Annotated in this window: 24 protein-coding genes and 2 tRNA genes; 14 read left to right on the top strand and 12 right to left on the bottom strand. The window is 73.3% G+C overall.

Annotation, left to right across the window (positions count from 1 at the left end):
- Positions 1–7: 7 nt before the first annotated feature.
- Together Pta02_RS07275 and Pta02_RS07270 are read left to right on the top strand one after the other, a co-directional pair.
- Positions 8–2110, top strand: a complete 2103-nt coding sequence (locus Pta02_RS07275) for a prolyl oligopeptidase family serine peptidase (protein WP_203873913.1) — start codon at positions 8–10, stop codon at positions 2108–2110.
- The gene (locus tag Pta02_RS07270; protein ID WP_203873912.1) at positions 2107–3318 is read left to right on the top strand and encodes a glycosyltransferase; all 1212 of its coding nucleotides are present in this window, start codon (positions 2107–2109) and stop codon (positions 3316–3318) included. The genes Pta02_RS07275 and Pta02_RS07270 overlap by 4 nt, the downstream gene beginning before the upstream one ends.
- On the opposite strand, the gene Pta02_RS07265 is transcribed toward Pta02_RS07270, so the two are convergent.
- The 6 genes from Pta02_RS07265 to Pta02_RS07240 all read right to left on the bottom strand — a co-directional run bounded on the left by Pta02_RS07265 (position 3231) and on the right by Pta02_RS07240 (position 8859).
- Positions 3231–5264 (bottom strand): AfsR/SARP family transcriptional regulator, encoded by a 2034-nt coding sequence (locus Pta02_RS07265; RefSeq protein WP_203873911.1) that lies wholly within the window; start codon positions 5262–5264, stop codon positions 3231–3233. The genes Pta02_RS07270 and Pta02_RS07265 overlap by 88 nt on opposite strands.
- 1 nt (position 5265) lies before the next feature.
- On the bottom strand, positions 5266–5454 hold the full coding sequence (locus Pta02_RS07260; RefSeq protein ID WP_203873910.1) for an aroma-sacti cluster domain-containing protein: 189 nt from the start codon (positions 5452–5454) through the stop codon (positions 5266–5268).
- A gap of 35 nt (positions 5455–5489) precedes the next feature.
- Positions 5490–5870: a response regulator transcription factor gene (locus Pta02_RS07255; protein WP_203873909.1), complete on the bottom strand. Its 381-nt coding sequence runs from the start codon at positions 5868–5870 to the stop codon at positions 5490–5492.
- A gap of 95 nt (positions 5871–5965) precedes the next feature.
- On the bottom strand, positions 5966–6964 hold the full coding sequence (locus tag Pta02_RS07250) for a phosphotransferase enzyme family protein (RefSeq protein WP_203873908.1): 999 nt from the start codon (positions 6962–6964) through the stop codon (positions 5966–5968).
- 9 nt (positions 6965–6973) lie between these two features.
- Positions 6974–7621 carry a response regulator gene (locus Pta02_RS07245; RefSeq protein WP_203873907.1) on the bottom strand — a complete coding sequence of 216 codons (648 nt, stop codon included), beginning with the start codon at positions 7619–7621 and terminating at the stop codon, positions 6974–6976.
- The gene (locus Pta02_RS07240) at positions 7612–8859 is read right to left on the bottom strand and encodes a sensor histidine kinase (RefSeq protein WP_203873906.1); all 1248 of its coding nucleotides are present in this window, start codon (positions 8857–8859) and stop codon (positions 7612–7614) included. The genes Pta02_RS07245 and Pta02_RS07240 overlap by 10 nt, the downstream gene beginning before the upstream one ends.
- Positions 8860–9043: 184 nt before the next feature.
- Here Pta02_RS07240 and Pta02_RS07235 point away from each other — a divergent pair, with 184 nt between their 5' ends.
- From Pta02_RS07235 to Pta02_RS07225, 3 genes are read left to right on the top strand one after another with little or no spacing between them, the layout of a single operon-like run.
- Positions 9044–10366, top strand: a complete 1323-nt coding sequence (locus Pta02_RS07235) for an acyltransferase family protein (RefSeq protein ID WP_203873905.1) — start codon at positions 9044–9046, stop codon at positions 10364–10366.
- A gap of 11 nt (positions 10367–10377) precedes the next feature.
- Positions 10378–12882, top strand: a complete 2505-nt coding sequence (locus tag Pta02_RS07230; RefSeq protein WP_203873904.1) for a DEAD/DEAH box helicase — start codon at positions 10378–10380, stop codon at positions 12880–12882.
- Between the two features lie 55 nt (positions 12883–12937).
- Positions 12938–13468, top strand: coding sequence for a DUF2087 domain-containing protein (locus tag Pta02_RS07225; RefSeq protein ID WP_203873903.1), 531 nt, complete (start codon positions 12938–12940; stop codon positions 13466–13468).
- A gap of 58 nt (positions 13469–13526) precedes the next feature.
- Here Pta02_RS07225 and Pta02_RS07220 read toward each other — a convergent pair whose 3' ends face one another.
- From Pta02_RS07220 to dusB, 3 genes are all read right to left on the bottom strand, one after another.
- Positions 13527–14498 (bottom strand): TAXI family TRAP transporter solute-binding subunit, encoded by a 972-nt coding sequence (locus Pta02_RS07220; protein ID WP_203873902.1) that lies wholly within the window; start codon positions 14496–14498, stop codon positions 13527–13529.
- Positions 14495–16432 (bottom strand): TRAP transporter permease, encoded by a 1938-nt coding sequence (locus tag Pta02_RS07215; protein WP_203873901.1) that lies wholly within the window; start codon positions 16430–16432, stop codon positions 14495–14497. The genes Pta02_RS07220 and Pta02_RS07215 overlap by 4 nt, the downstream gene beginning before the upstream one ends.
- Before the next feature lie 163 nt (positions 16433–16595).
- Complete coding sequence (dusB, locus tag Pta02_RS07210) at positions 16596–17717, bottom strand: tRNA dihydrouridine synthase DusB (protein ID WP_203873900.1); 1122 nt, start codon at positions 17715–17717, stop codon at positions 16596–16598.
- A gap of 191 nt (positions 17718–17908) precedes the next feature.
- Here dusB and Pta02_RS07205 point away from each other — a divergent pair.
- The 5 genes from Pta02_RS07205 to Pta02_RS07185 all read left to right on the top strand — a co-directional run bounded on the left by Pta02_RS07205 (position 17909) and on the right by Pta02_RS07185 (position 19028).
- A tRNA-Gly gene (locus Pta02_RS07205) sits at positions 17909–17980 on the top strand.
- Between the two features lie 14 nt (positions 17981–17994).
- Positions 17995–18069, top strand: a tRNA-Val gene (locus tag Pta02_RS07200).
- An 80-nt stretch (positions 18070–18149) separates the two neighbouring features.
- Entirely contained in the window at positions 18150–18317 is a 168-nt protein-coding gene (locus tag Pta02_RS07195; RefSeq protein ID WP_203873899.1) for a hypothetical protein, read from the top strand.
- The gene (locus Pta02_RS07190) at positions 18314–18760 is read left to right on the top strand and encodes an SRPBCC family protein (protein WP_203873898.1); all 447 of its coding nucleotides are present in this window, start codon (positions 18314–18316) and stop codon (positions 18758–18760) included. The genes Pta02_RS07195 and Pta02_RS07190 overlap by 4 nt, the downstream gene beginning before the upstream one ends.
- Before the next feature lie 70 nt (positions 18761–18830).
- Positions 18831–19028 carry a hypothetical protein gene (locus Pta02_RS07185; protein ID WP_203873897.1) on the top strand — a complete coding sequence of 66 codons (198 nt, stop codon included), beginning with the start codon at positions 18831–18833 and terminating at the stop codon, positions 19026–19028.
- A gap of 117 nt (positions 19029–19145) precedes the next feature.
- On the opposite strand, the gene Pta02_RS07180 is transcribed toward Pta02_RS07185, so the two are convergent.
- On the bottom strand, positions 19146–19472 hold the full coding sequence (locus Pta02_RS07180) for a hypothetical protein (protein WP_203873896.1): 327 nt from the start codon (positions 19470–19472) through the stop codon (positions 19146–19148).
- 94 nt (positions 19473–19566) lie between these two features.
- Here Pta02_RS07180 and Pta02_RS07175 point away from each other — a divergent pair, with 94 nt between their 5' ends.
- The gene (locus Pta02_RS07175) at positions 19567–19926 is read left to right on the top strand and encodes a nuclear transport factor 2 family protein (RefSeq protein WP_203873895.1); all 360 of its coding nucleotides are present in this window, start codon (positions 19567–19569) and stop codon (positions 19924–19926) included.
- Positions 19927–20035: 109 nt separating this feature from the next.
- Here Pta02_RS07175 and Pta02_RS07170 read toward each other — a convergent pair whose 3' ends face one another.
- Positions 20036–20698 (bottom strand): hypothetical protein, encoded by a 663-nt coding sequence (locus Pta02_RS07170; protein WP_203873894.1) that lies wholly within the window; start codon positions 20696–20698, stop codon positions 20036–20038.
- A gap of 119 nt (positions 20699–20817) precedes the next feature.
- On the opposite strand from Pta02_RS07170, the gene Pta02_RS07165 reads away from it, so the two are divergent.
- From Pta02_RS07165 to Pta02_RS07155, 3 genes are all read left to right on the top strand, one after another.
- Positions 20818–21645 carry an SDR family NAD(P)-dependent oxidoreductase gene (locus Pta02_RS07165; protein WP_239129797.1) on the top strand — a complete coding sequence of 276 codons (828 nt, stop codon included), beginning with the start codon at positions 20818–20820 and terminating at the stop codon, positions 21643–21645.
- Between the two features lie 94 nt (positions 21646–21739).
- Entirely contained in the window at positions 21740–22819 is a 1080-nt protein-coding gene (locus Pta02_RS07160) for an FUSC family protein (protein WP_239129794.1), read from the top strand.
- Between the two features lie 90 nt (positions 22820–22909).
- Entirely contained in the window at positions 22910–23560 is a 651-nt protein-coding gene (locus Pta02_RS07155; protein ID WP_203873893.1) for a DUF4291 domain-containing protein, read from the top strand.
- Position 23561: 1 nt separating this feature from the next.
- On the opposite strand, the gene Pta02_RS07150 is transcribed toward Pta02_RS07155, so the two are convergent.
- On the bottom strand, positions 23562–24110 hold the full coding sequence (locus tag Pta02_RS07150; protein ID WP_203873892.1) for a DUF6886 family protein: 549 nt from the start codon (positions 24108–24110) through the stop codon (positions 23562–23564).
- Positions 24111–24282: the final 172 nt, after the last annotated feature.

Below are 24282 nucleotides of genomic sequence, written 5' to 3'. Positions count from 1 at the left end.
GATGACCATGAGGAGTGACACGGCGGGCGGCGGCACGCCCCGGTATCCGGACGCCGAACGCCTGGCTCTCGTCGAGGAGCGGCACGGCCTGGCCGTCCGGGACCCGTACCGGTGGCTGGAGGACGGCGCCGACCCCCGCACGGGCGCCTGGCTGAGCGCCCAGGAGGAGCTCTACGCCGCCAGCCGCCCGGCGTGGCGGGCCGAGCGCTGGCACAGGAGGCTGGCCTCCCTGCACGCCGTGGACCTCCACTCCCCTCCCGTGACGCGCGGCGGGAGGAGCTTCTTCTCCCGGCGGCCCGCCGGCGGGGAGCACCCGAGGCTCATGGTCGCCTCGCACGGGCGGGACCGCCCGCTGGTCGACCCCGCGGAGCTGGACCCGGCGGGGCTGACGGTGCTGGACACCTGGCGTCCCTCCGTCGAGGGGGACCTGCTGGCCTACCAGCTCTCCTCCAACGGCACGGAGGAGTCCCGGCTGTGGGTCATGGACACCGCCACCGGGCGCGTGCTGGACGGGCCGATCGACCGGGTCCGGCGTTCGGCCGTCGCCTGGCTGCCCGGCGGCACGCACTTCTACTATGTGCGGCGGCTGCCCCCCGGGCCGCACCCGGGCGAGGAGCGCTATCACCGCCGGGTCTTCCTGCACCGGGTCGGATCCCACCCCGACGAGGACATCATGATCTTCGGGGAGGGCCGGGACGGGGCCCAGTTCTACACGGTGAGCCTCACCGCCGACGGGCGCTGGCTCAGCGTCGTCGCGACCCAGGGCACCGACCGGGACACCGAGGTCTGGCTGGCGGACCTGACCGCCGGCCCCTGGCACGCGCCCGCGCTGCGCCCGGTGCAGGAGGGGGTGCGCGGGCACACCAGGCTGTGCATCCCCCCGGGTGCCGGCGCCGGGTCTGCGATCTGGCTGAGGACCACGCGAGGCGCGCCGTACGGGCGCGTCATGACCGCGACCCCCTCGACCGCCGGCGGCGGGTGGCGGGAGCTGATCGCCGAGCGTCCGGGATCGGTGCTCACGGACTTCGCCGTGCTCACCGGCGCGCGGCTGCCGCGCCCGCTGGGACTCGCCTCGTGGGTACGGCACGCCGTCAGCGAGATCACCGTCCACGATCTGACCGACGGGACACAGGTCGGCACGGTGCCCCTGCCGGGCGCCGGATCGGCCGGAGGTCTCGTGGTGAGCCGTGAGGGAGGCCACGAGGCGTGGTTCTCCTACTCCGACCACCTCACGCCGTGGACGGTCCTGCACTACGACGGGCGGACGGGGGTGACCCGGCCGTGGCGCCGCCGCCCCTCCGCGGTCGTCACCGCGGGCGCGCGCACCCGCCACGTGGCGTTCCGGTCCGCCGACGGAACCACGGTCCGGATGTTCGTCCTGTCCCCCGAGGGCCGCCCGGACCGCCCGCGACCGGCCGTCCTCACCGGTTACGGCGGGTTCGGCGCCCCGGTCGTGCCCGCGTACTCGCCCGAGGCGCTGGCGTGGGTGCGGGCGGGCGGTGTCTGGGCGGTGGCGTGCCTGCGCGGCGGAGGGGAGGAGGGCGAGGAGTGGCATCACGCCGGCCGCGGCGCGCACAAGCAGAACGTCTTCGACGACTTCGCCGCCGCCGCCGACCATCTCGTCGAGGCCGGGTGGACGGGCCGCGACCGGCTCGGGATCATGGGCGGATCCAACGGCGGGCTCCTGGTGGGCGCCGCGATCACACAGCACCCGGAGAAGTACGCGGCCGCGGTGTGCATGTCCCCGCTGCTGGACATGGCCCGCTACGAGCTGCACGGGCTCGGCCCGAGCTGGCGGCCCGAGTACGGCAGCGCGGACGAGGCGGGCGGGCTGCGGACGCTGCTGGCCTACTCCCCCTATCACCACGTGCGCGCCGGGACGGCGTATCCCCCCGTGCTCTTCACCGTCGCGGAGACCGACACCCGGGTGGACCCCCTGCACGCGCGCAAGATGTGCGCCGCGCTGCAGCACGCCTCGCCGGGACCCGGGCCCGTGCTGCTCCGGCACGAACGGGACGTTGGCCACGGCGAGCGGGCGCTCTCCCGGACGGTCGCCCTGCAGGCCGACTGTCTGGCGTTCCTGGCCGCGCACCTCGGGCTGAGGATATGAAGGTCCTGCTCTGCCCGCTGAGCGACCCCGGCTATCTGTACCCCGCGATCGCGATCGGCAGTGAGCTGCGCCGCCGGGGAGCCGACGTGCACGTCCTGGGCGGCGGTGCGGCCCGGGCCCCGGTGACCGGGGCCGGTCTCCCCTTCCTGGCCGCGCGGGACTACGGCGCGCGGCCCGCCGCGTTCAGCGTCGCGCGCTGGATGCGGGAGGAGACGGGCCAGCATCACGCGATCCTGCGGGCGGCCCGCGAAGTGGGCGCCGGCCTGCTGCTGACGTCGGTGCTGTGCCACGGGGCGCTGCTGGCGGGCGAGCGGCTCGACCTGCCCGTGGTGGTGGCCGGGCTCGCGGCGCACCTGTGGGAGTACCGGTCGGGCGGCGGCGCGGAGCCCGCGCTGCCGGCCGCGCGGCTGTGGAGATCGCGGGAGATGCTCGCCGCCTATCGCCGCTCCCGGGAGCGGCTGGGGCTGGCGCCGCGCGACGGCGGACACCCGCTGCTCGGGGCCGCGCTGCTGCTGCGGGGCGACCCCGTCCTGGAGTTCCCCGGCGCGGTGCTGCCCGAGCGGGCGCACCACGTGGGGCCGTGCTCGTGGGAGCCCGCTCCCGATCCGGACGGGCTCGCCCGGATCCTGGACCGCCTGGCGCGGGTGGGCAAGCCCGTCGTCTACGTCCACCTCGGCCGGATCTTCGGCGGCACGAGCCCGTGGCCGCGGCTGAACGCCGCCTTCACCGGCGGGCCCTTCCAGGCCGTCGTGGAGCTGGGTCGCTCGCGGGATCCGCAGCCCGCCCCGGGCGCCGATCTCGTGGTCGTGCGCGAGCCGTGGATGGGGCCGCTGATCGAGCGGGCCGGGCTGGTGCTCACCAGCGGGACCTCGGCGCCCGTGCTGAACGCACTGCTGCGCGGCCGTCCGCTGGGCGTGTCACCGGCCGGCTCCGAGCAGCCGCTGCTGGCCGGGGCGTGCGTGCGCGCGGGCGTCGCCGCCGGCGTGCCGGACGACCTGGACCGCGATCCCGTCGAGGTCCTGGTGTCCGTGTGGCGGGACCGCGGCAGGAGGGCCCGGGCCGCGGAGATCGGCCGCCGGCTCGCGGCGGCCGACGGCGGCGGGCGGGCGGCCGACATCGTTCAGGCCGTGGCCGCGGGGAGGCCGGTCCCGCTCCCGGGTGCCGGCGAGGCCCCGGTCCCCTGCGAAACCCCGGTCTCCCCCGGATGAGGTGACGGTCCCTCCCCTTCCGCGAGCTCCCGCGCGTAGGCGTGGATGAGGACCGGCATCTCGTAGAGGGCCGTCCCGGCCTGCGGATCGGCGTACGGCACCGCGACGACGCCGGCCTCCAGCAGGGACTCCAGCGCGCGCAGGGCCGCCTCCTCCCCGGCCTCCAGCGCCTCGGCGGCCTCGTGCACGGTGAAGCGGCCCTGTGGGAGGGCGCCCAGGCGCCGCAGGGCGCAGCCGTCCGGCGGCGGGAGGTCGGCCACCGCCTCGGCCAGCCGGGCCCGGACGGACACATCGCCGACCGCCAGCTCGTCGAGCGGGCTCCGGGCGCCTTCGAGGCGCCGCAGGAAGTCCCGCAGCGGCACGTGGTCGAACAGGGCCAGCCTCTCACCGGCCACCCGCACGGCCAGCGGCAGCAGGCCCACCGCGGTCACGATGCGCCGGGCGGACAGCTCGTCGCCGTCGACCCGGTGCCGGCCGACGATCCGCCGGAGCAGGCCGAGCGCCTCGGCGCTGCTGAACGCCGGCAGGGTCGCCCGGTGGCAGCAGCCGAGCCCCGCCAGCCTCGTCCGGGCGGTGACGATCACGGCGCTGTCCCCGGCGTCCGGCAGCAGCGGCCGGATCTCCGGCTCGCGGCGCGCGTCGTCGAGCACGACCAGCGCCCGGTGCCCGGCGAGCCAGCGCTGCCAGGCCGCGTGCGTCTCCGCCGGATCCGCCGGATCGACCGCGCCCGGGATGCCCGCCGACCACAGGAGCTGGGACACGATCTGGGCCGGTGGCCGGGGCGTGCCGTCCTCCCGGCGGAGCCGCACGAAATGGCACCCGTGCGGGAAATGCTCGCGCAGCCGGTGGGCGGCGGAGACCGCCAGGGCCGTCTTCCCGACCCCGACCGGTCCCGCGACCACGATGAGCCGCTCGCCCGCGTGGGCCAGCGCGTCCACCAGCGTGCGCCGCTGGTCCTCGCGTCCGGAGAAGGCGTGCGCCTCCCGGGGCAGCAGATGGGCCACGGCCGGGCGCGGCGCCGTCAGGCGCGCCCGTGACTCGTGGTCGTCGAGCAGCGACCGGTGCAGCCCGGCCAGTGCCGGGCCGGGGGTCAGGCCGAACTCGTCGGCCAGCGAGCGGCGCAGCTCGTCGAAGACGGCCAGCGCCTCGGTGCGCCGGCCGAGCTGGCTCAGCGCGATCATCTGGGTCATGCGCAGCCGCTCGCGGACGGGGTGCCGCTGCGCCACCGCGGCGATCCGCTCGGCCACGTCCGGCGAGGCGCCCCGGGCCAGCTCCAGCTCCGCCCAGTCCTCGAAGACGGCGAGAAAGCCGTTGTCCAGCCGCTGCGCGGCCCGGTCGATGAGCCCGACGTCGCGCATGCCCTCCAGTGCGGGCCCGCGCCACAGGGCGAGCGCCTCGCGCAGGGCCCGCGCCGCGCCGCCGTCCGGCTCGCCGCCCGCGACGTACGTCTCGACCGCGCCGTGCGCCTCGACCGCGCCGTACGTCTCGACCGCGCCGTACGTCTCGACCGCGCCGTACGTCTCGACCGCGCCGTACGGCCCGCCGGCCGGATCGCCGCGGCGGAGCCGCCGGCCCTCGCGTGCCTTCCTCTCGAACCGCAGCCAGTCCAGCTCCGTCTCATCGGCCGTCAGCACGTAGCCGCCCATGTCGTGGACGATGCGGGGCCCGGCCGGCGTGGCGCCGAGCAGGCCGCGCAGCGCGGACACGTAGACCTGCAGGTTCTTCCTGGCCGTCCGGGGCGGACCGTCCTCCCACAGCGCGTCGATGAGCGCCTCGACCGGCACCGGCGCGTTGGCGTTGCAGAGCAGGGCCGCCAGTACGAGCCGCTGCTTGCGCGGCCCGAGATCCAGCGGGAGGCCCTCTCCCAGCACCCGCAGGGGACCGAGGATCCCGAGCCTCGGCACGGCGGGCCCCGCCTCGCCGGGGAGCGCGCGAGCCGGGCCCACCTCACACGACCTTGACCGACACGTGCCCCTCCACCTCGCTGTCGGAGGCCGCGTCCAGTCGTTCCTTGACGGATATCAGGACCCGTACCTCGGGCTCGGTGAGCCGGGCGAGAACCGCGCGCTGCCCGTCGGAGAGCAGGTCCACCGGGTTGCCGGCACGGCGTAGTTCGGCGAGCGCATCGAAAGTCATGCTTCGCTCCGAAATAGAAGATTGAAGGTTAAATGTCACTGGAAATCGAACTGCGGGTCCATAAGACCTTCGGGCCAGGCCGCGCTCTCCGCCGGCCAGGTGGAGACGATCAGCGCGACGAGCCCGGCCTGCAGGCGGGACTGCAGGTTCAGCTTGCCGAGGATCGCCGTGACATGGCGCTTGACCGTGCGTTCGCTGATCTCCAGCGCGCGGGAGATGGACCGGTTGTCGTAGCCGTGCCCGAGCAGTTCGAAGATGGCACGTTCGCGCAGCGTGAGGGCGCGGGTCAGGGGCAGCGCCGCGGCGAACGTCCGCGGCGGGATCGCACGCGGCGCGCAGTCCCGCCCGGGGACGTCCGGCCGGGTGTCGTCTACGGCCCCGCAGGCCTGGCACGACAGCCTTCCTCGGCTCAGCATCGTGTCAAGCTAACAAGGGGGGAACCGCCTGTCATGATGAGCCGCGTTAATCTATTCGCCCGGTTCCGGCGGGTGACATCCGTCAGACGGCTCTGTCAGAGGGCGCCCGTCAGATAGCGTTCGGCCAGCTCGCAGGTGCCGGCGGTGTAACCCGCGCCGAGCTCGGCGGCGATGTCCACCCCGGTGTGGGTGCCGATCCAGGCGACCAGCAGCAGGCGGCGGAACATGACGAACGTCCAGATCTCGGCCTCCTCCTCGGCGGGGAGGGCGAGCACGGTCCGATAGCCCCGCAGCCACGCCTCGATCATCTCCGGGACCAGCGGGTGGTGCTCGATGAAGCTGAGCGCCGCGGCCAGATCGTAGAGATACCAGCCGAAGCCGCAGTCGTCGAAGTCGATGACGCTGGGCGGCCCGTCCCCGGTGGTCAGCAGGTTGGCCAGGCGCAGGTCCGCGTGGATCAGGCCGTAGCGGCCGGGGCCGCGGCCGAAGCGGTGCAGCCGCTCGCGCAGCTCCTTGTCCAGCCGGTCCAGTACGGCCGGCGCCTCGGTGTCCATGCCCAGGCCGTCCTGCCAGCGCCCCCAGCGGGACTCGCTCCCCAGGGCCGCGTCGTAGTCCCAGTGGAAACGGGTGAACCCGGCCGGTCGGCGCCAGGTCCGCGCGTGCCGGTGCATCCGCGCGGTGACCTCGCCGAGCAGCTCGAAGTCCTCGACCAGGCGCTCCTGCGGCGGCTCCGTCCCGGGCAGGAACTCGAACATGACGCACTCGCGGGGCCGCTCGCCGGGGACGGTCAGCACCCGGGAGCCGTCCGGGGCGGGGATCACCCCGGGGGTCCTGACCCCGGCCTGCTCGCGCAGCGCCTCCAGCCAGGCCAGCTCGGAGGCGATCGCCGGGACGGAGTGGTAGCCGAGCCGGTGCACCCGCAGGATCGCGCGGGTCCCGGTCGCCGGGTCCTCCACCCGGAAGGTGGCGTTCTCCGAGACGTTGATCAGCGTGACCTCGGCGCCGGCCAGGCCGTGCAGCCGCGCCGCCGTACGGGCCGTGTCGTGCACGCGGGCCAGCACCTCGCCACCGGCCGACAGGTCGTGGGCCTGCATGGCGTCCTCTCAGGAGCGCAGGTAGGCCAGCACCGCCAGGACCCGGCGGTGCTGGTCGCCGTCCTCGGCGTGCAGGCCGAGCTTGGCGAAGATGCTGCGGATGTGCTTCTCCACCGCGCCGTCGCTGATCACCAGCTGACGGCCGATGGCCGGGTTCGACCTGCCCTCCGCCATCAGGCCGAGGACCTCGCGCTCCCGGGGGGTGAGGGAGGCCAGCGGGTCGTCGCGGCGGCGCCGTACCATCAGCTGGGCCACCACCTGCGGGTCGAAGACCGTGCCGCCGGCCGCGACCGCGCGCAGGCCCCCCATGAAGTCGTCGACGTCGACGACGCGGTCCTTGAGCAGATAGCCCACCGCCCCGCGGGCGTCGGCGAGCAGGTCGTCCGCATAGGACACCTCCACGTACTGGGACAGGATCAGCACCGGGGCCCCCGGCACCCGCCGCCGCGCCTCGACCGCGGCCCGCAGCCCCTCGTCGGTGAAGCCGGGCGGCATCCGCACGTCCACCACCGACACGTCCGGGCGGTGCTCGGCGACGGCCGCCACGAGAGCGTCACCGTCGCCGACCGCCGCCACCACCTCGCAACCGAACTCCTCCAGCAGCCTGATCAGGCCCTCCCTGATCAGCACAGCGTCGTCGGCCACGACTATCCGCACGGAACCTCCGCCACGATCACCGTCGGCCCGCCCACCGGGGAGTTCACCGACAGCTCGCCGTCCACCGCCCGCAGGCGGTCGGCGAGGCCGGACAGGCCGTGTCCCTTGGCGACGTGTGCGCCGCCGACCCCATCATCCCCGATCGTGAGCATCAGGACGCCACCGGTCTTGCTCAGGGTGACCGTGCAGACGGTGGCGTGGCTGTGCTTGGCGATGTTGGTCAGGGTCTCGGCGACCACGAAGTAGACGGTGTTCTCCACCGCGGCGGCGAAGCGCCCCTCCACCTGGACGTCCAGCTCGACCGGGACGGTGCAGCGGCCGGCCAGCGCGGCCAGCGCCGGGGTCAGGCCGCGGTCGGTCAGGATCGGCGGGGCGATGCCGCGCGACAGGGCGCGCAGCTCGTCCAGGGTCTCCCTGGTGGAGGTGATGGCCTCCGAGAGCATCCGCTCGACGGCCTGCGGGTCGCGCTTGAGCTGGCGCTGGGCACGCGAGAGGTCCATGGCCAGGGAGACCAGGCGCTGCTGCGGCCCGTCGTGGATGTCGCGCTCCAGCTTGCGCAGCGCGTTGGCCTCGGCCGAGACCGCCGCGGCCCGTCCCTCGGCCAGATCGTCGATGCGCTCGTGCAGCTCGGCCACGCCGGTCAGCATGGCCCGGCTGAGCCCCGACTGCACCAGCGCCGCACCGCGGACCACCATCGGCAGCGTGATCGCGAACAGCACGCCGATCGCGGTGTTGAACACCACACCCGTCAGGGCGCTGTCGCCCAGCCCGAGCAGCTCCGGCAGGCCGTTGTTGTCCGGGATCGCCTCCAGGATCCACCCGTAGACCGGATAGGTCAGCCCGAAGACCGTCCCGGCCCACCAGGTCACCGTCAGGCAGAACGTCACGACGGCCACCGGGAAGTTCACGATCCCGTACAGCATGTCCAGCCAGGACTGCCCGCTGGTCAGCGGGTTGACCACCCGGCGCAAGAACCCGGCGCTCTGCGGGGCCGGCCGATAGCGCGGCCGGGCCACCGCACGGCCCAGCACCTCGGGCAGCATCCGGCGCTCCAGATCGGCGAAGCCCCGGGCCAGCATCAAGGTCGCGCCCAGGATCGGCACCCCGATCCAGACGACCACCGTCGAGGCGCCGGCCGAGAAGCCGGCGACCATCAGGCAGAAGGCGATCACCGCCAGGGGGAAGCTGAGGAGCAGGTAGCGGGTGTCGATGCCGATGCGGCGCAGGAGGGATCTCATGAGGGCAACGCTACGAGCTGCCGGGCGCCGGATCGATCCTGCCGGCAGGCTTGCCGGGGTAGGGCTGGCCCTACCCTCCCCGGTGGGGTGATCACGCTTCGAAGAGACCCGTCTCCGTCACTGCGCCGCCTCGGGGCCGCGCGGGAGTCTCGACTCATCGCCCCCTGACGAATCGAGACTCCCGGTGACCGCCGTTCTGACCCGCCCCGCACCCCGCGTCCCGCTCCCGCGGACACCCGCCCCGCCCTCCGCGCCGCCCGGCCGTGACCCCTTCATCGACGTGCTGCGGTTGTTCGGCATGGCGCTGGTGGTGCTGCAGCACTGGAGCATGCCGGTGCTGTCCTTCTCCGGTACGGAGATCACCACCGGGAACGCGCTGGCGTCCGGGAACGCCTGGATGATCACGTGGATCAGCCAGGTGATGCCGCTGGTGTTCTTCGCCGGGGGCGCCGCCAACGCCATCAGCCGGCGCGGAGCGGTGCGGCGCGGCACGGCGGCCCCGGCGTGGCTGGCCGCGCGGCTGCGCCGCCTGGTGCTGCCGGTGCTGCCGCTGGCGGCGGTCTGGATCCCCCTGCCCCACCTGCTGCTGGCCCTCGGCCTGCCCGAGCAGCCGGTGGTCACGGCCTCGCGCCTGGCCGGGCAGCTGCTGTGGTTCCTGGCGATCTATCTCGTGGCGGTGGCCGCGACGCCGCTGATGCTCAGGCTCAACACGCTGTACGGCCTGCGCGTGCCCGCCGCGCTGATGGCCGGGGCCGTCGCGGTCGACGTGCTGCGCTTCTCCAGCGGCCTGGAGATCGCCGGCTTCCCCAACATCGTCCTGGTCTGGCTCGCGGTGCACCAGCTCGGCTTCCTGTACGCCGACGGCCGGCTGAGCAGGCCGTGGGTCATGGCGGCCGCGGGGTACGGCCTGGCCGCCCTGCTGGTGGCGTTCGGCCCGTACCCGGGCAGCATGATCGGCATGCCGGGCGCCGAGATGTCCAACATGGCGCCTCCCACGCTCGCCCTGCTGGCGGTGGGCGTCGGCCAGATCGGGCTGGCCGTGGCGCTGCGCCGGGGGATCACCGGGCTCGCCGCGCTGCCGATGGCGGCGCGGGTGCTGACCTGGGCCGGGCCCCGCATGATGACGGTCTACCTGTGGCACATGAGCGCGCTGTTCACGGTGACCGCGGTGGTCGTGGTGGGGCTGGGCGTCTCCACCCCGGAGCCGGGCACCTCGGCGTGGCTGTCGGGGTGGCCGCACTGGCTGGTCATGCTGGCGCTGGCGCTGTGGCCGCTGCTGCGGGCCTTCACCCGCTTCGAGGAGAAGGACTCCGCCGCGCCGTACCGGGGCGGGACGGTCAGGATCGCGGTCGCGGCGGTGCTGGCGGGCACGGGGCTGCTCACCCTGACCGTGTTCGGTTTCGTTCCGGGCTGGGCGCCCGCGCTGGGCGCCGCCGCCCTCCTGGCGGCCCTTTTGCTGGCCCGCTCGGCCCGTGTTCGCCGACCCGACGGTGCGACCACCGCCTGAAGTTCGGCAGGATGGGAACCGTGAGCCTTGTAGACCGCCTGCCGGAAGAGATCGACGCCGACGCCGACGCCATCTTCGACGCCTTCGTCGAGTGGAACACCGAACGGGGGCTCACCCTCTATCCCGCCCAGGAGGAGGCCCTCATCGAGGTGGTCTCCGGCAACAACCTGATCCTGGCCACCCCGACGGGGTCGGGCAAGAGCCTGGTGGCGGCCGGCGCGCACTTCACCGCGCTGACCCGTGACGTGCGCACCTTCTACAGCGCTCCGATCAAGGCGCTGGTGTCGGAGAAGTTCTTCGACCTGTGCGAGATCTTCGGCACCGAGAACGTCGGCATGATGACCGGCGACGCGAGCGTGAACCCCGGGGCGCCGATCATCTGCTGCACCGCGGAGATCCTCGCCAACGTGGCGCTGCGCGACGGGGCCCAGGCCGACATCGGCCAGGTCGTGATGGACGAGTTCCACTTCTACGCCGAGCCCGACCGCGGCTGGGCCTGGCAGGTGCCGCTGCTGGAGCTGCCGCAGGTGCAGTTCGTCCTGATGTCGGCGACCCTCGGCGACGTGAGCATGTTCGAGGAGGACCTCACCCGGCGCACCGGCCGTCCCACCGCGGTGGTCAAGCACGCCGAGCGCCCGGTCCCGCTGGTCTACTCCTACCGGATGACCGCGCTGCACGAGACGCTGGAGGAGATGCTCTCCACCAACCAGTACCCGGTCTACGTGGTCCACTTCACCCAGGCCGCGGCCATGGAGCGGGCGCAGGCGCTGATGAGCATCAACATGTGCTCCAAGGCCGAGAAGGAGGCCATCGCCGCGCTCATCGGCCGCTTCCGGTTCACCACGAACTTCGGCCGGGCCCTGTCCCGGCTGGTACGGCACGGCATCGGCGTGCACCACGCCGGCATGCTGCCGAAGTACCGCCGGCTGGTCGAGCGCCTGGCCCAGGCCGGGCTGCTGAAGGTCATCTGCGGCACCGACACCCTGGGCGTCGGCGTCAACGTGCCGATCCGCACCGTGCTGTTCACCGCGCTGAGCAAGTACGACGGCAACAAGGTCCGGCGGCTGCGGGCCCGGGAGTTCCACCAGATCGCCGGGCGGGCGGGCCGGGCCGGCTTCGACACCATCGGCTACGTCGCCTGCCAGGCCCCCGAGTACGTCATCGAGAACGAGCGGGCGCTGGCGAAGATCGGCGACGACCCCAAGCGGCGGCGCGGCTACGCCCGGAAGAAGCCGCCGGAGGGCTTCGTGGGCTGGAGCGAGGAGACCTTCACCAACCTGCAGCAGGCCGAGCCCGAGCCGCTGGCCTCGCGCTTCAAGGTCAGCAACGCCATGCTGCTGGCGGTCATCAACCGGCCGGGCGACTGCTTCGCGGCGATGAAGCACCTGCTCACCGACAACCACGAGGACCGCAAGTGGCAGCGGCGGCACATCAGCCAGGCCATCGCGATCTACCGCTCGCTGCTGGCGGGCGGCGTGGTGGAGCAGCTGCGCGAGCCCGACGAGCAGGGGCGCAGGGCCCGCCTCACCATCGACCTGCAAGAGGACTTCGCGCTCAACCAGGCGCTGTCGACGTTCGCGCTGGCCGCCTTCGAGCTGCTCGACCGGGAGTCGCCCACCTACGCCCTGGACATGGTCTCGATCGTGGAGTCCATCCTCGACGACCCGCGCCAGATCCTGTCCGCCCAGCTGAAGCGGGCCAGGGGCGAGGCGGTGGCGCAGATGAAGGCCGACGGGATCGAGTACGAGGAGCGGATGGAGCTCCTGGCCGAGATCACCCACCCGATGCCCCTGGCCGACCTGCTGCTGGGCGCCTACGAGACCTACCGGCGCGGTCACCCGTGGGTGGCCGACTACACGGTGAGCCCCAAGAGCGTCATCCGGGACATGTACGAGCAGGCGATGACCTTCACCGAGTACGTCGCCCACTACGAGCTGGCCCGCTCCGAGGGCACCGTGCTGCGCTACCTGGCCGACGCCTACCGCACGCTCTCGCGCACCATCCCCGAGCACCTGAAGACCGAGGACCTGGTCGACCTCATCGAGTGGCTCGGCGAGCTGGTCCGCCAGGTCGACTCCAGCCTGATCGACGAGTGGGAGAAGCTGGCCAACCCCGCCCTGCTGCCCGAGGCCGAGCAGGAGATCGAGACCAAGCCGCGCCCGGTCACCGGCAACCCGCGCGCCTTCCGGGTGCTGGTCCGCAACGCGATGTTCCGCCTGGTGGAGCTGGTCGCCCTGGAGAAGGAGGAGGAGCTGGCCGAGCTGGCCCCCGACGTCGACTGGCCCGCCGCGCTGGACGCCTACTACGACGACCACGACGAGGTCGGCACCGGTCCCGACGCCCGCGGCCCCGCCCTGCTCCGCATCGAGGAGGAGAAGGAGCTGTGGAAGGTCCGCCAGGTCATCGCCGACCCCGCCGGTGACGGCGACTGGGGCATCGACGCCCAGGTCGACCTCGCCGCCTCCGACGAGGAGGGCCGCGCCGTACTCCACGTCCAGGGCCTGAACCGCCTGTGAGGCCCCGCGGGATTTCCGATGGCGGCGCGGAAGCGGGAACCGTAAGGATGACCCCATGAGCGATGAGGCGATCAGGCAGGTCCTCGGCCTGCTGTACCAGGACGACACGTTGCGGGTGCTGTCGGCGCTGGCCCTGGAACGCGGGCCGCAGGAGTCCGGGCTCGACCGCGACGCGATGCTGCTGGCGCTGAACCGGCTGGAGCGCGGCGGGCTGGTCGTCTCCGACGGTGAGGGACGGTGGCGGGTGCGGCGTGAGCGCTTCCGCGAGCTGCTGCACGCCATGGCCCCGCCGCCCGAGCCGGTCTCGCCCGAGGAGAAGGTGCTGCGCTCCTTCCTGGTGGACGGGCGGCTGCGCGCCATCCCCAGCAAGCGCGACAAGCAGCTGATCGTCCTGGACTACGTCGCCCAGGTCTTCGAGCCGGGTGTGCGCTATCCGGAGAAGGCCGTCAACGTGGCGCTGCGCGCCTTCCACGACGACTACGCGGCGCTGCGCCGCTATCTGGTGGACGAGGGCATGCTGACCCGGGAGGACAACGTCTACTGGCGCAGCGGCGGGTCCACCTCCGTCGGCGCGACCGGGTCCTGACCCTGCGGCACCGGCCGGGTCCGGGCGGGCCCCGGCGAGGCGGCCCGCCCCCGGCGGCTCAGCCGTAGTACTTCTCGGCGCCCTCGTGCAGCGGGACGGGCGCGGTCAGGGGCGCCTTCTCGCGGGTGATGCTCTTGGCCGAGGGGTGGACCTGCTCCAGCTCCGTCTTGCGGTCGAAGAGCAGCCTGGCCAGGCTCTCCGCGAGCGCGGCGTCCATGCTCTGGTTGACCACCAGCAGGTTGGGGACCACGATCGTGGGCACGTCGGCCGGGGTGCCGTAGACGTCCTTGCCGATGGTGCCCTGCGCGTAGACCTGCCCGTGCTCGGCCTGCATCTTCGGCAGCGCGGCGTCGAGCGGGACGAACGCGACCTCGTCCTTCATGCTGGTGAACAGGTCGGTGATGCCCGGGGTGGGCAGCCCGCCCGACCAGATCAGGGCGTCGATGGTGCCGTCCTTCATGCCCTGCACGCTCTCGGGCAGGCCCAGCGACTGGCGGGTGACGTCCTTGTCGGGGTCGAGCCCGGCCGTCTCCAGCAGGCGCAGCGCGATCACCTCGGTGCCGGAGTTCGGCGAGCCGGTGGAGACGCGTTTGCCCTTCAGGTCGGCGATCGACTTCACGTCCGCCTCGGTGGTGGCGACGACCTGGGTGGAGTTGTCGTAGAGCCGGGCGATGGCGCGGATCGGCTGGGGAGAGGTGAACGACCCCTTGCCCGCGATCGCGTCGGCTGCGGAGTCGGCCAGGGTGAAGGCGATGTCGGAGTCGCCTTTGACCACGCGCTGGATGTTCTCCACCGAGGCGCCGGTCGCCTCGGCCGTCGCCTGGTAGCCGGGGATGGTCTTGCCGATCTGGTCGGCCAGGCCGCCGCCGAGGACGTAGTAGACGCCGGTGGTGTTGCCGGTGGCGATCGACAGGCGCTTGCCTCCGCCGCCGGCGGCCGTCTGCTCGGCGGCCTGCTCGGCGGACCTGTCGCCTCCGCAGGCGCTGAGGGCGAGGATCCCGGCGGCCAGCAGGACAGTCAGACGTCTCATGATCGGGCCTCTCGTTTTCGCAGGACGAGGTGGAGTGCGGTTGCGAGGATCAGCACGCCCGTCCCGATCAGGATGGGGACGGGCGACAGGAACAGCAGCAGGACGGCGGCCGCGCCGTACAGCGCCCGCACGGCGATCCCGGCCGGACCGGCCGCCCGCCCGCCGGTGGCCATGGCCAGCGCGGCCACGGCCGGCGCCGAGACCGCGGTGGCGAGCAGGATCTCCCCCGCCGACCCCTGGCCGAGCAGCGCGGCCCCGCCCGGCGTCAGGACGAAGGCGAAGGGCACCAGGAAGGCCGGCAGGGTGTACTTCCAGGTGGCCAGCATGGTCCGGTAGGCGTTGCCGCCGGTGATGGCCGAGGCGGCGAAGGCCGACAGCGCCGTGGGCGGGCTGACCTCCGACAGCACGGCGTAGTAGAAGATGAACATGTAGGTCTCGGCGGGGGTCACGCCCAGGCCCTTGAGCGCGGGCGCGATGATGGCCGCGGCAATGACGAACGACGCGGTCACGGGTACGGCCAGGCCGAGCAGGAGCACCGCCAGCGCGCACAGCAGCGCGGTGACCACGAGCACGCCGCCGGACAGGCCCACGATCACCGAGCCGGCCTTGAGTCCCAGGCCGGTGAGGGTGACGACGGCCACGATCATCCCGGCGGCGGCGCAGGTGACCGCCACCGGCAGCACCCCCAGCGTGCCGGCGGCCAGGGCGTGCGCCGCCCGGCGGGGCGTGAGCCGGTGCTCGCGGTCCAGGAAGGACAGCGCGGCGGCCAGGAGCGTGGCGTACACCACCGCGCGGAACGGCGACTGGCCCAGCGCCATCAGCACGACGATGACGAACAGCGAGCTGAAGTGGTAGCCGAAGCGCCGCAGCAGCGGCCCCAGGCGCGGCGCGTCGGCGGCGACGGCGTGCGTGCCGTACCGGCGGGCGTCGAGCTCGATCGCCAGGAAGATGCCCAGGTAGTACAGCAGGGTGGGGATCAGCGCGTAGGCCAGCACCGTCAGATAGCTCACCTGCATGTACTCGGCGATGATGAACGCCGCCGCGCCCAGCGTGGGCGGCGACAGGATCGCCCCGATGCCCGCCGCGGCCAGCACTCCCCCGCCCTGCTCACGCGGATATCCCGCGCGGCGCAGGATCGGCCAGGCGACGCTGCCGACGCTCACGGTCGTCGCGACGCCGGAGCCGCTGACGGTGCCCAGCAGGAAGCCCGCCAGGGTCACCGTACGGCCCGGCGCGGCCCGTGAGCGGCGGAAGGCGGCCAGGGAGACGTCCACGAAGAACCGGCCCGCGCCGGAGTGGTCGAGCACGGCCCCGTAGATGGTGAACAGGATGATGTAGGTGGCCGCCACGTCCAGCGGCACGCCGTACACCCCGTCGGTGCCCATGACGAAGGCGACGATGATCCGGTCGATGTCGTAGCCGCGGTGCCCGAGCACCCAGTCGAAGGGCAGGTAGCCGCCGTAGTAGGCGTAGGCGAGGAAGAGCAGGCAGACGGCCGGCAGGATCCAGCCGACGGTCCGCCGGCAGGCCTCCAGGACCAGCACGCAGATGACCGCCCCCACGGCCACGTCCAGGGCGGTGGGGTCGAACGTGCGCCGGATGAAGTCCTCGAAGACGACCAGCGGGTAGACGCAGGCGGCCAGCGCGAGCGCGGCCAGCGCCCAGTCGGCGCCGCCGGGACTCTCGCCGCCGCCGCGCCGGGGCTTGTAGCAGACGAAGACGAGCGGCAGCACGACCGCGAGGAAGGCCATCCGGTAGGGCAGGACGGAGCCGGGCAGGAACGTCTGCCACAGCACGTACAGCGACAGGCCCAGCGCGACCAGCGTGACGGCCCGCGACACCCGTCCGGACAGGTGACGGGCGGGCCGCTCGGCGTCGAACTCCGCGATCAACGCCTCGGGCGAGGACGGTGGTGGTGCTGTCGTGCCCGTCAAACGCCGCTCCCACGTGTGAGCCCCGGCCTTTGACCGCACGTTATCGAGATCGCTGACGCGCGGCCGTCAGAATGAGGTCACATTATGATCACTATGATCATCGGGCGCGGGGCGCGGCCGGACGCGGACCTCAGCCGCCGCCGCCGGCCGCCGCCGGCCGCCGTCAGCCGCCGGAGGTGTCGAGCTCGGCGTCGGCGCAGGGCACGGCCAGGTCGTAGGGGTCGTCCAGCCAGCCCGCGGGCAGGTGGACCCGGTCGCGGGCGTGGGTCTTGCCGCGCGGTGCGTCCACGCCCTCGGGCCAGGGCTGGGCCGCATCGAGCTCGGCCAGGCCCGCGCGCAGCTCGGCGAGGGAGTTCGAGGTCGCCAGGCGGCGGCGCAGGTCGGCGCCGACGGTGAAGCCCTTGAGATACCAGCCGACGTGCTTGCGGAAGTCGGCCACGGCGTGCTGCTCACTGCCGAAGGCCTCGGTCAGCAGCGTGGCGTGCCGGTCCATGGTCGCGGCGACCTCGCCGAGCGCCGGGCGGGCCCGCTCGCCGCTGCCCTCGCAGGCGGCGGCCAGGTCGCGGAAGAGCCACGGGCGGCCCAGGCAGCCCCGGCCCACCACCACCCCGTCGCATCCGGTCGACTCCATCATCCGCAGCGCGTCACCGGCGCTCCAGATGTCGCCGTTGCCGAGCACCGGGATCTCGGTGACGGCCTCCTTCAGCCGCGCGATCGCCTCCCAGTCGGCCGTCCCGCCGTAGTGCTGGATCGCGGTACGGCCGTGCAGCGCGACCGCCGAGATCCCCTCCTCCACGGCGATGCGCCCGGCGTCCAGGTAGGTCAGGTGGTCGTCGTCGATGCCCTTGCGCATCTTCATGGTCACCGGGAGCGTCCCGGCGTTGCGCACGGCCTCACGCAGGATGGCGCGCAGCAGGTTGCGCTTGTACGGCAGCGCGGAGCCCCCGCCGCGCCGGGTCACCTTGGGCACCGGGCAGCCGAAGTTGAGGTCGATGTGGTCGGCCAGGCCCTCCCCGGCGACCATCCGCACGGCCCGGCCGACGGTGACCGGGTCCACCCCGTAGAGCTGGATGCTCCGGAGCCTCTCCTGGGGTGCGAAGCGGATCATCTTGAGCGTCTTGGCGTTGCGCTCGACCAGCGCCCGCGTCGTGATCATCTCGCAGACGAACAGCCCGCCGCCCTGCTCGCGGCAGAGCGTGCGGAACGGCGCGTTGGTGATCCCGGCCATGGGCGCGAGGACCACCGGCGGCCAGATCTCCAGCGAACCCAGCTTCAACGACTCCACCTGGCGTTTCTACCGTACCCGGCGGGGTGGGACGAACCGCTTCCCGGCGGCGGGACGGATCGGCTCCCGGGAACGGCGCCGGGGCGGCCGCCGGGGGCGACGCGGGGCCGTACGGGCGCGCGGTTACGCACCCGCCCGGAAAACCCGCTAGAGTTCTCTCGACGCCGCAGGGGGAAACACCCGGCGGACGTGCGGAAGTGGCTCAGTGGTAGAGCATCACCTTGCCAAGGTGAGGGTCGCGGGTTCGAATCCCGTCTTCCGCTCTGGTCTCACCCGAGGACGATTAGCTCAGCGGGAGAGCGCTTCCCTGACACGGAAGAGGTCACTGGTTCAATCCCAGTATCGTCCACCACCCGGCCGGTCCCCCGGCCCGCCGAGAGCCCCGGTCCACGACCGGGGCTTTTCGCTTCTCCCGATCGTTGCGGATCCCCGGTGCGCCGGGAGGTCCTGCGGCTGTACCGGCTGGAGGCGGTGCCGCTGAACGAGGTGCAGCAGTGGTTGAGCCCGTTCGAGCGGTTCTGGCGCGACAGGCTCTCCGGGCTGCGTGACCTGCTCGATCGGATGGACGAGGAGTCAGACCGGCTGGACGGGGAGTCATGAGCGACGACGACCCGACCACCCTCCACCTCGACCGGTTCCTCGCGCACCCGCCCGCCAAGGTGTGGCGGGCGCCGACCGAGCCGGACCTGCTCGCCCTGTGGCTGATGCCCGGGGACTTCCGCCTCGGAATCGGGCACCGGTACACCATGCGGACCGTCCCCATGTCCGGCACCGGGTTCTCCGGCACCATCCTGGCCGAGGTGCTCGCCTACGAGACCGGCAGGATGCTCAAGATCGGCTGGCGCGACGCCGGTCCCGGCAACGACGCCGACTGGACGATCACCTGGACCCTGGAACCGGAGGGCACCGGTACCCGGCTGTTCCTCCTGCACGAGGGCTTCGACCCGGACGACCCGCTGCGACAGCGGGCCCGCGCGATCATGGGCGGCGGCTGGCGCTCGGCCGTGCTGCGCAACCTGGAGGCCTCCCTGGCCCGCCTCTAGAGCCGGATCGCGCGCCCACGGGCGGCGGTCCTTCCTCCTCTCCTTCCCTCACCGAAGATCGGATCATCACATGTCTGAGATCGCCGACCGGTCCGACCGCCTCACGGGTGACTTCCTGGCCCGCGAGGCCGTCGTCAGAATCCACGAGAGACTGCGCCCTCACTACGCCGCCCTCCAGGCGACCGAGGCGTCCGGGCCGCGGACCGCTCCCCCGCCGGGGGCCGACCCGCAGACGGCGTTCCCGTACTTCACCGGCCGCCGCCCCTGACACGGTCCTGCGGCGTCCCGGACCGCGGCTCCGGGACGTCCCACCCGCCGTCCGGCCGTACGCGTCCCGCCGGGGTGCCCGCGCGTGGACAGAGGACGCGCGTGGGACAGGACTCCCCTACGCGTGCGGGTAGGGGGCGGTGTAGCCCTGCGCGGGGGGATAGCCCTGCGTGGGAGCGGTGTGCAGGGGAGCGGCGTAGCCCTGCGGATGGGGCTGCCCCTGCGGGGGATAGTGCTGCGGGGCGGGGGGCTGCGGAGGCGTCTGGACGGGGACGTTGCGGCGCTCGGCGGCTCCGCACGCGGCACCGCCGATCATCAGTCCCACTCCCACCCAGGTGATGATCAGCGCCTGCTGGGCCTCCTTCGGCTCGTCCGAGAAGGAGAGGCCCGCGCCGAAGAACAGCGCTATGCAGCCGAAGGTGAGGAAAAGGATGCGGCCGACCATGCGGGAGAGTTTAACGCCCGCACCTGCGGTCACGATCACCACTGCGGGCACTTCGGTCTTCCGCCGGGCGGCGTCGCGGGATAGACCGGATGCCATGACGGATCTCAGCCGCGTCAACGCGTGGATCGACGCCTACGTCCGCGCCTGGAACTCCAACGACCGCGCGCACATCAGCGCACTTTTCACCGAGGACGCCGCCTACTACACCACCCCGTTCGACCCGCCGTGGCGCGGCCGCGAGGAGATCGTCTCAGGCTGGCTGGACCGCAGGGACGAACCCGGCGAGACCACCTTCACCTGGGCGCCGCTGAGCGTCACCGGCGAGGTGGCCGTCATCCAGGGGACCACCGCCTACCCCGAGCGCGTCTACAGCAATCTGTGGGTGATCCGGCTCGACCGCGCCGGGCGCTGCCGTGAGTTCACCGAGTGGTGGATGGAGCATCCCCGGTCGTGAGAAGGACCCGGACGGTCCGGCCGGGGAACCGTACCGGGCGGGCGGGTGCGCCGTTGGACCCGCTCGCCCGGACGGTGGCTCTATCGGCGGTACGGCCCGCTCGATCCGTTCAGTCCGCGATGTAGCTGATCGAACGGACGTCGTAGCCGGTGGTCTTCGAGCCGCGGACGTGCATGAACATGGCGCCGCCCTCGTAGGAGTAGGCGCACGCGTAGCCCTTGGGCTCCTTCGAGCAGCCCTGGAAGGTGTGGGCCACGCCCTTCGGGTCGTACTTCACCCGGAACAGCTTGTTCACGGCACCCGTACGGGCGGCCTCCAGGCCGCTGTAGCGGTCATGGCGCTTCCAGGACGCGAACAGGTGCTTGGCGGCGGAGGAGGGAGTGGTGAAATGACGCGACTGGTAGACCTTCGTCACCTTCGACCCGGAGACGACCATCAGAATGCCGTCGAGACCGCCCGGCACGTTCACGCTGGTGTGCACGAACCGGCAGACGTTACCGGTGCACCCGGCGAACTCGTCCGGGGCGCGGTAGACGTAGGAGAACACGGTCTTCACCGCCGAGGGCGTGGCCACCCGGGCGGCGGCGGCGCGGTCCCCGCGCAGCCAGGCGCCGAACAGCTTCTTGGCCGGCGTGGCGGGGGCCGCGGCGGTGGCCGTGGAGGCCGGCGCCCGGTCCGGGACGGCCGCCTGCGCGGAGGCCTGGGTGAAGGGGAACATCAGCGCCGCGCTCGCGGTGATCGCGGCGCCGCCGAGAATCAGTCGTCTGGACACACTCCGACGTTAGGCGGCCGGGCTTGCACGCGGATTGACCGCGGCTTGCAGTCCCGCCCGCCGCCGCGCGCCGTAGGTTGGATCGAAGCTGAGGACGATCATCGAGATCGGAGGCGGATGTGGGCCGTTCCTACGTGGTGACGGGCGCGGGTCGCGGCGTCGGCAGGGCCGTGGTCGAGCGGCTGCTCGGCGACGCCGACCATACCGGCCGCGTGGTCGCCATCGAGTTCGACGCGGCCGCGCTGGCCTGGGTGGAGGGTCACCCCGGCGGATCGCGGGTCAGGGCCGTGATCGGCGACGCCGGTGACGAGGCCGTCGCCGAGCGGGCCGCCGACGCCGCGCAGGAGGGGGGCACGCTGGCGGGCTGGGTCAACAACGCCGCGGTGTTCCGCGACGCCTCGGTCCACTCGGCCTCCGCCCGGACGGTGCTGGACCTCGTCACGGCCAACCTCGCCCCCGCCCTCGCCGGTTGCACCACGGCCGTGCGCCGTTTCCTCGCGGCGGGGACGCCGGGGGCGATCGTCAACGTCTCCTCGCACCAGGCGGGCCGGGCGGTGCCGGGCTGCACGCCGTACGTGACCGCCAAGGCCGCGGTCGAGGGGCTGACCCGCGCGCTCGCCGTCGAGTACGGCCCGCGCGGCATCCGGGTCAACGCCGTCGCGCTGGGATCGATCCGCACCGAACGCTACGACGACTTCCTCGACCGGCAGGGAGCCGACGGCGCCGCGCGGATCGAGCACGAGATGGCGCTGCTGCACCCGCTGGGCCGGGTCGGACGGCCCGAGGAGGTCGCCGCCGCGATCTTCCACCTGCTCTCCGACGAGGCGAGCTTCATCAACGGCGCGACCGTGCCCGTCGACGGCGGGCGGTCGGTCCTCGCCCGCGACCCCGAGACCCGCGACCCCGAGGCCCGCGAGCCCGAGACCCGCGAGCCCGGGGCTCAGTGATCCGGACCCGTGCGCCCGGAGCCGGCGGGCCGGGGTGAGCGCTCCCGGGTCCGCGGGGAAGGATGAGCGGCAGGAGGCGTACGGGGGGAGAAGCGTGAACGTCGATGTGCAGGGCCGGATGCGACGGCTGTCGGTGATGGGGCCGTCCATCGCCCAGTGCGCCGTGGCCTCCGCGCTGGCCTGGGTCGTGGCCAAGGACGTGCTCCACCACCCCCGTCCCTTCTTCGCGCCGATCGCCGTGGTGATCTGCATCGGCGTCGCCGGCGGCCAGCGGCTGCGCCGGCTGGCGGAGCTGGTCGTCGGGGTGAGCCTGGGCGTGGGCGTCGGGGACCTGCTGATCCTCCAGATCGGCTCCGGCCCGTGGCAGATCGCCCTCGTCGTCGCCCTGGCCATGGGCGCCGCGGTCCTGCTGGACAGCGGGTCGCTGATCGTGGGGCAGGCGGCCTCGTCGGCCGTCCTGGTCGCCACTCTGCTGCCCCCCACCGGTACCGGCGGGCTGGACCGGATGGTCGACGCCCTGCTCGGCGGCGCGCTGGGCGTCGCCGCCACCGCCCTGCTGCCCGCCAGCCCCGCGGCCATCGTCCAGCGGCACGTGGCCACCGTCCTGGAGTCCCTGTCCTCCGCCCTGCGCGGCACCGCCGAGGCCCTGGACGCCTCCGACGCGGAGCTGGCGACCGACACGCTGGAGGAGGTCAGGGGGACGCAGAAGGCGGTGGACGACCTGGGCACGGCCGTGAAGACGGAGAGGGAGATCACCTCCATCTCTCCGATGCGCCGCCGCCTGCGCCGGCAGCTCCTGCGCTACGAGACGGCCGCCGAGCCCATCGACCACGCGCTGCGCAACACCCGCGTCCTCACCCGGCGGGCCGTCGTCGCCCTGTCCGAGGGGGAGCGGCCGCCCGCCGCGATCTCCCTGGCCCTGCGCGAGCTCGCCGACGCCGCGCTGCTGTTCCGCGACGAGCTCGCGGCCGGTGGGCGGCCCTCCGGCACCAGGGAGGCGGTCACGGGAGCGGCCGCCCGGCTGCGCGACGTCCCCACCGAAGGCGCGGGCCTGTCCACCGGCACCATGACCGCCCAGCTGCGCTCCGTCGTCGTCGACCTGCTGCTGGCCACCGGCCTCGACCACGAGACCGCCGCGGCCGCCCTGCCGCCCCTGCCCCGTCAGTCCGGCTGACCCGGCCGGGGACCGGTCACCGAGCCGGCCGCTGGGCAGGACCGGATAATCCGTTGCCCGGCCGGGAGCCGGTTGGCCACCCTGGGTCGCATGAACGCCCCCTACCGGCAGGTCCGCGCCGTCCACACCGACGATTCGATCACCGTCTACCAGGCCTACTCCCCCGCCGTCGCCGGGCCGGCCGTGGCCGCGCAGCGGTTCGTCCCGCCGTTCAAGCGGGAGCGGATGACGTGGATCAAGCCGTCGTTCCTGTGGATGATGTACCGCTGCGGCTGGGCCACCAAGCCCGGCCAGGAGCGCGTGCTGGCGGTCGAGATCACCCGCGAGGGCTTCGAGTGGGCGCTGGCGAACTCCTGCCCGAGCCACGCCGGACCCGGCGCCGACCAGGCCGCCTGGGCCCGGCGACTCCGGCGGAGCCCGGTGCGCGTCCAGTGGGACCCCGAGCGCGACCTGCATCTGAACGCCCTGCCGTACCGGTCCGTCCAGATCGGGCTCTCCCGCGAGGCCGTCGACCGCTATATCGACGGGTGGACGCTCTCCATCACCGACATCACCCCCCGGGTCCACGAGATCCACGCGGCCCTGCGCGGAGGCGACCGTGACCGGGCCACGGAGCTGCTGCCCGCCGAACGTCCCTATCCCCTGCCGCCGGAGCTCGTCCCGGCCGTCGGCGCCACACCGGCGGACACCGGATCCGGACCGTACGGCGCGCCCGGGACGGACCGGGCGGCCACCGGCTGAGTCAGGCCCGCCCGTCCGTCCGGGGACGGGCGTTGCGGAGCCTGATGCCGCTCCAGCCCAGCGAGCTGACGGTCACCGCCTCCCAGAACTCCCACAGGTTGTCCAGCAGCCTGAGCTGGATGCCCGCCTCCCGGTGCAGGCGCAGCAGGTCGCCGACCGGCTCGGGCGGGCCCAGGGGTTCGACGGGCTCGGTGGCGACCACCGCGTTCGGCACCGGCTCGCCCACCGGGACGAACTTCTCCGCGGGCAGGCGGTAGCCGTACAGCCGCACGCTCAGGAACGCCTCCAGCCAGCCGTACTCGATCACGTGGACCCGCCGCCCGCAGCCGGGACCGACGATCCGCTCACGGTCGGCGTCCGTCGTACCGGGCACCGTCCAGGCCATGGCACGCGGGCACTGGCGGGGAAACCAGTAGTCGGGACAGCGGTCGGAGTCCACGGCCCAGACATAGGCCCCGGACCTGCGCGCCGTGGCCGCCACATGCGGGACGAACCGGGTGATCGTGGGGTCCTCGGAGAAGTGCAGCACCTGTCCGGGTTCTGGTCGCATGCCGCCGTGTCTACCACCGGCCGCACCACTCCCGCCCGCGAATATCCGATGGCCGGCCCGGACCTCACGGCGACGGCGAGCGGTGGAGGCACCTCCCCGCCGAACGGCCGCCAGGAGTGTCCTGAAGATCTCGGCGGGCGGGCCGGTGGGAACCGGCCCGCCCGCGATCTAT

The organism is Paraplanobispora takensis (assembly GCF_016863195.1).
Lineage (GTDB): Bacteria > Actinomycetota > Actinomycetes > Streptosporangiales > Streptosporangiaceae > Planobispora > Planobispora takensis.
The sequence above is the reverse complement of the archived record's forward strand: the minus strand, read 5'-3'. Positions and strand labels throughout refer to the sequence as shown.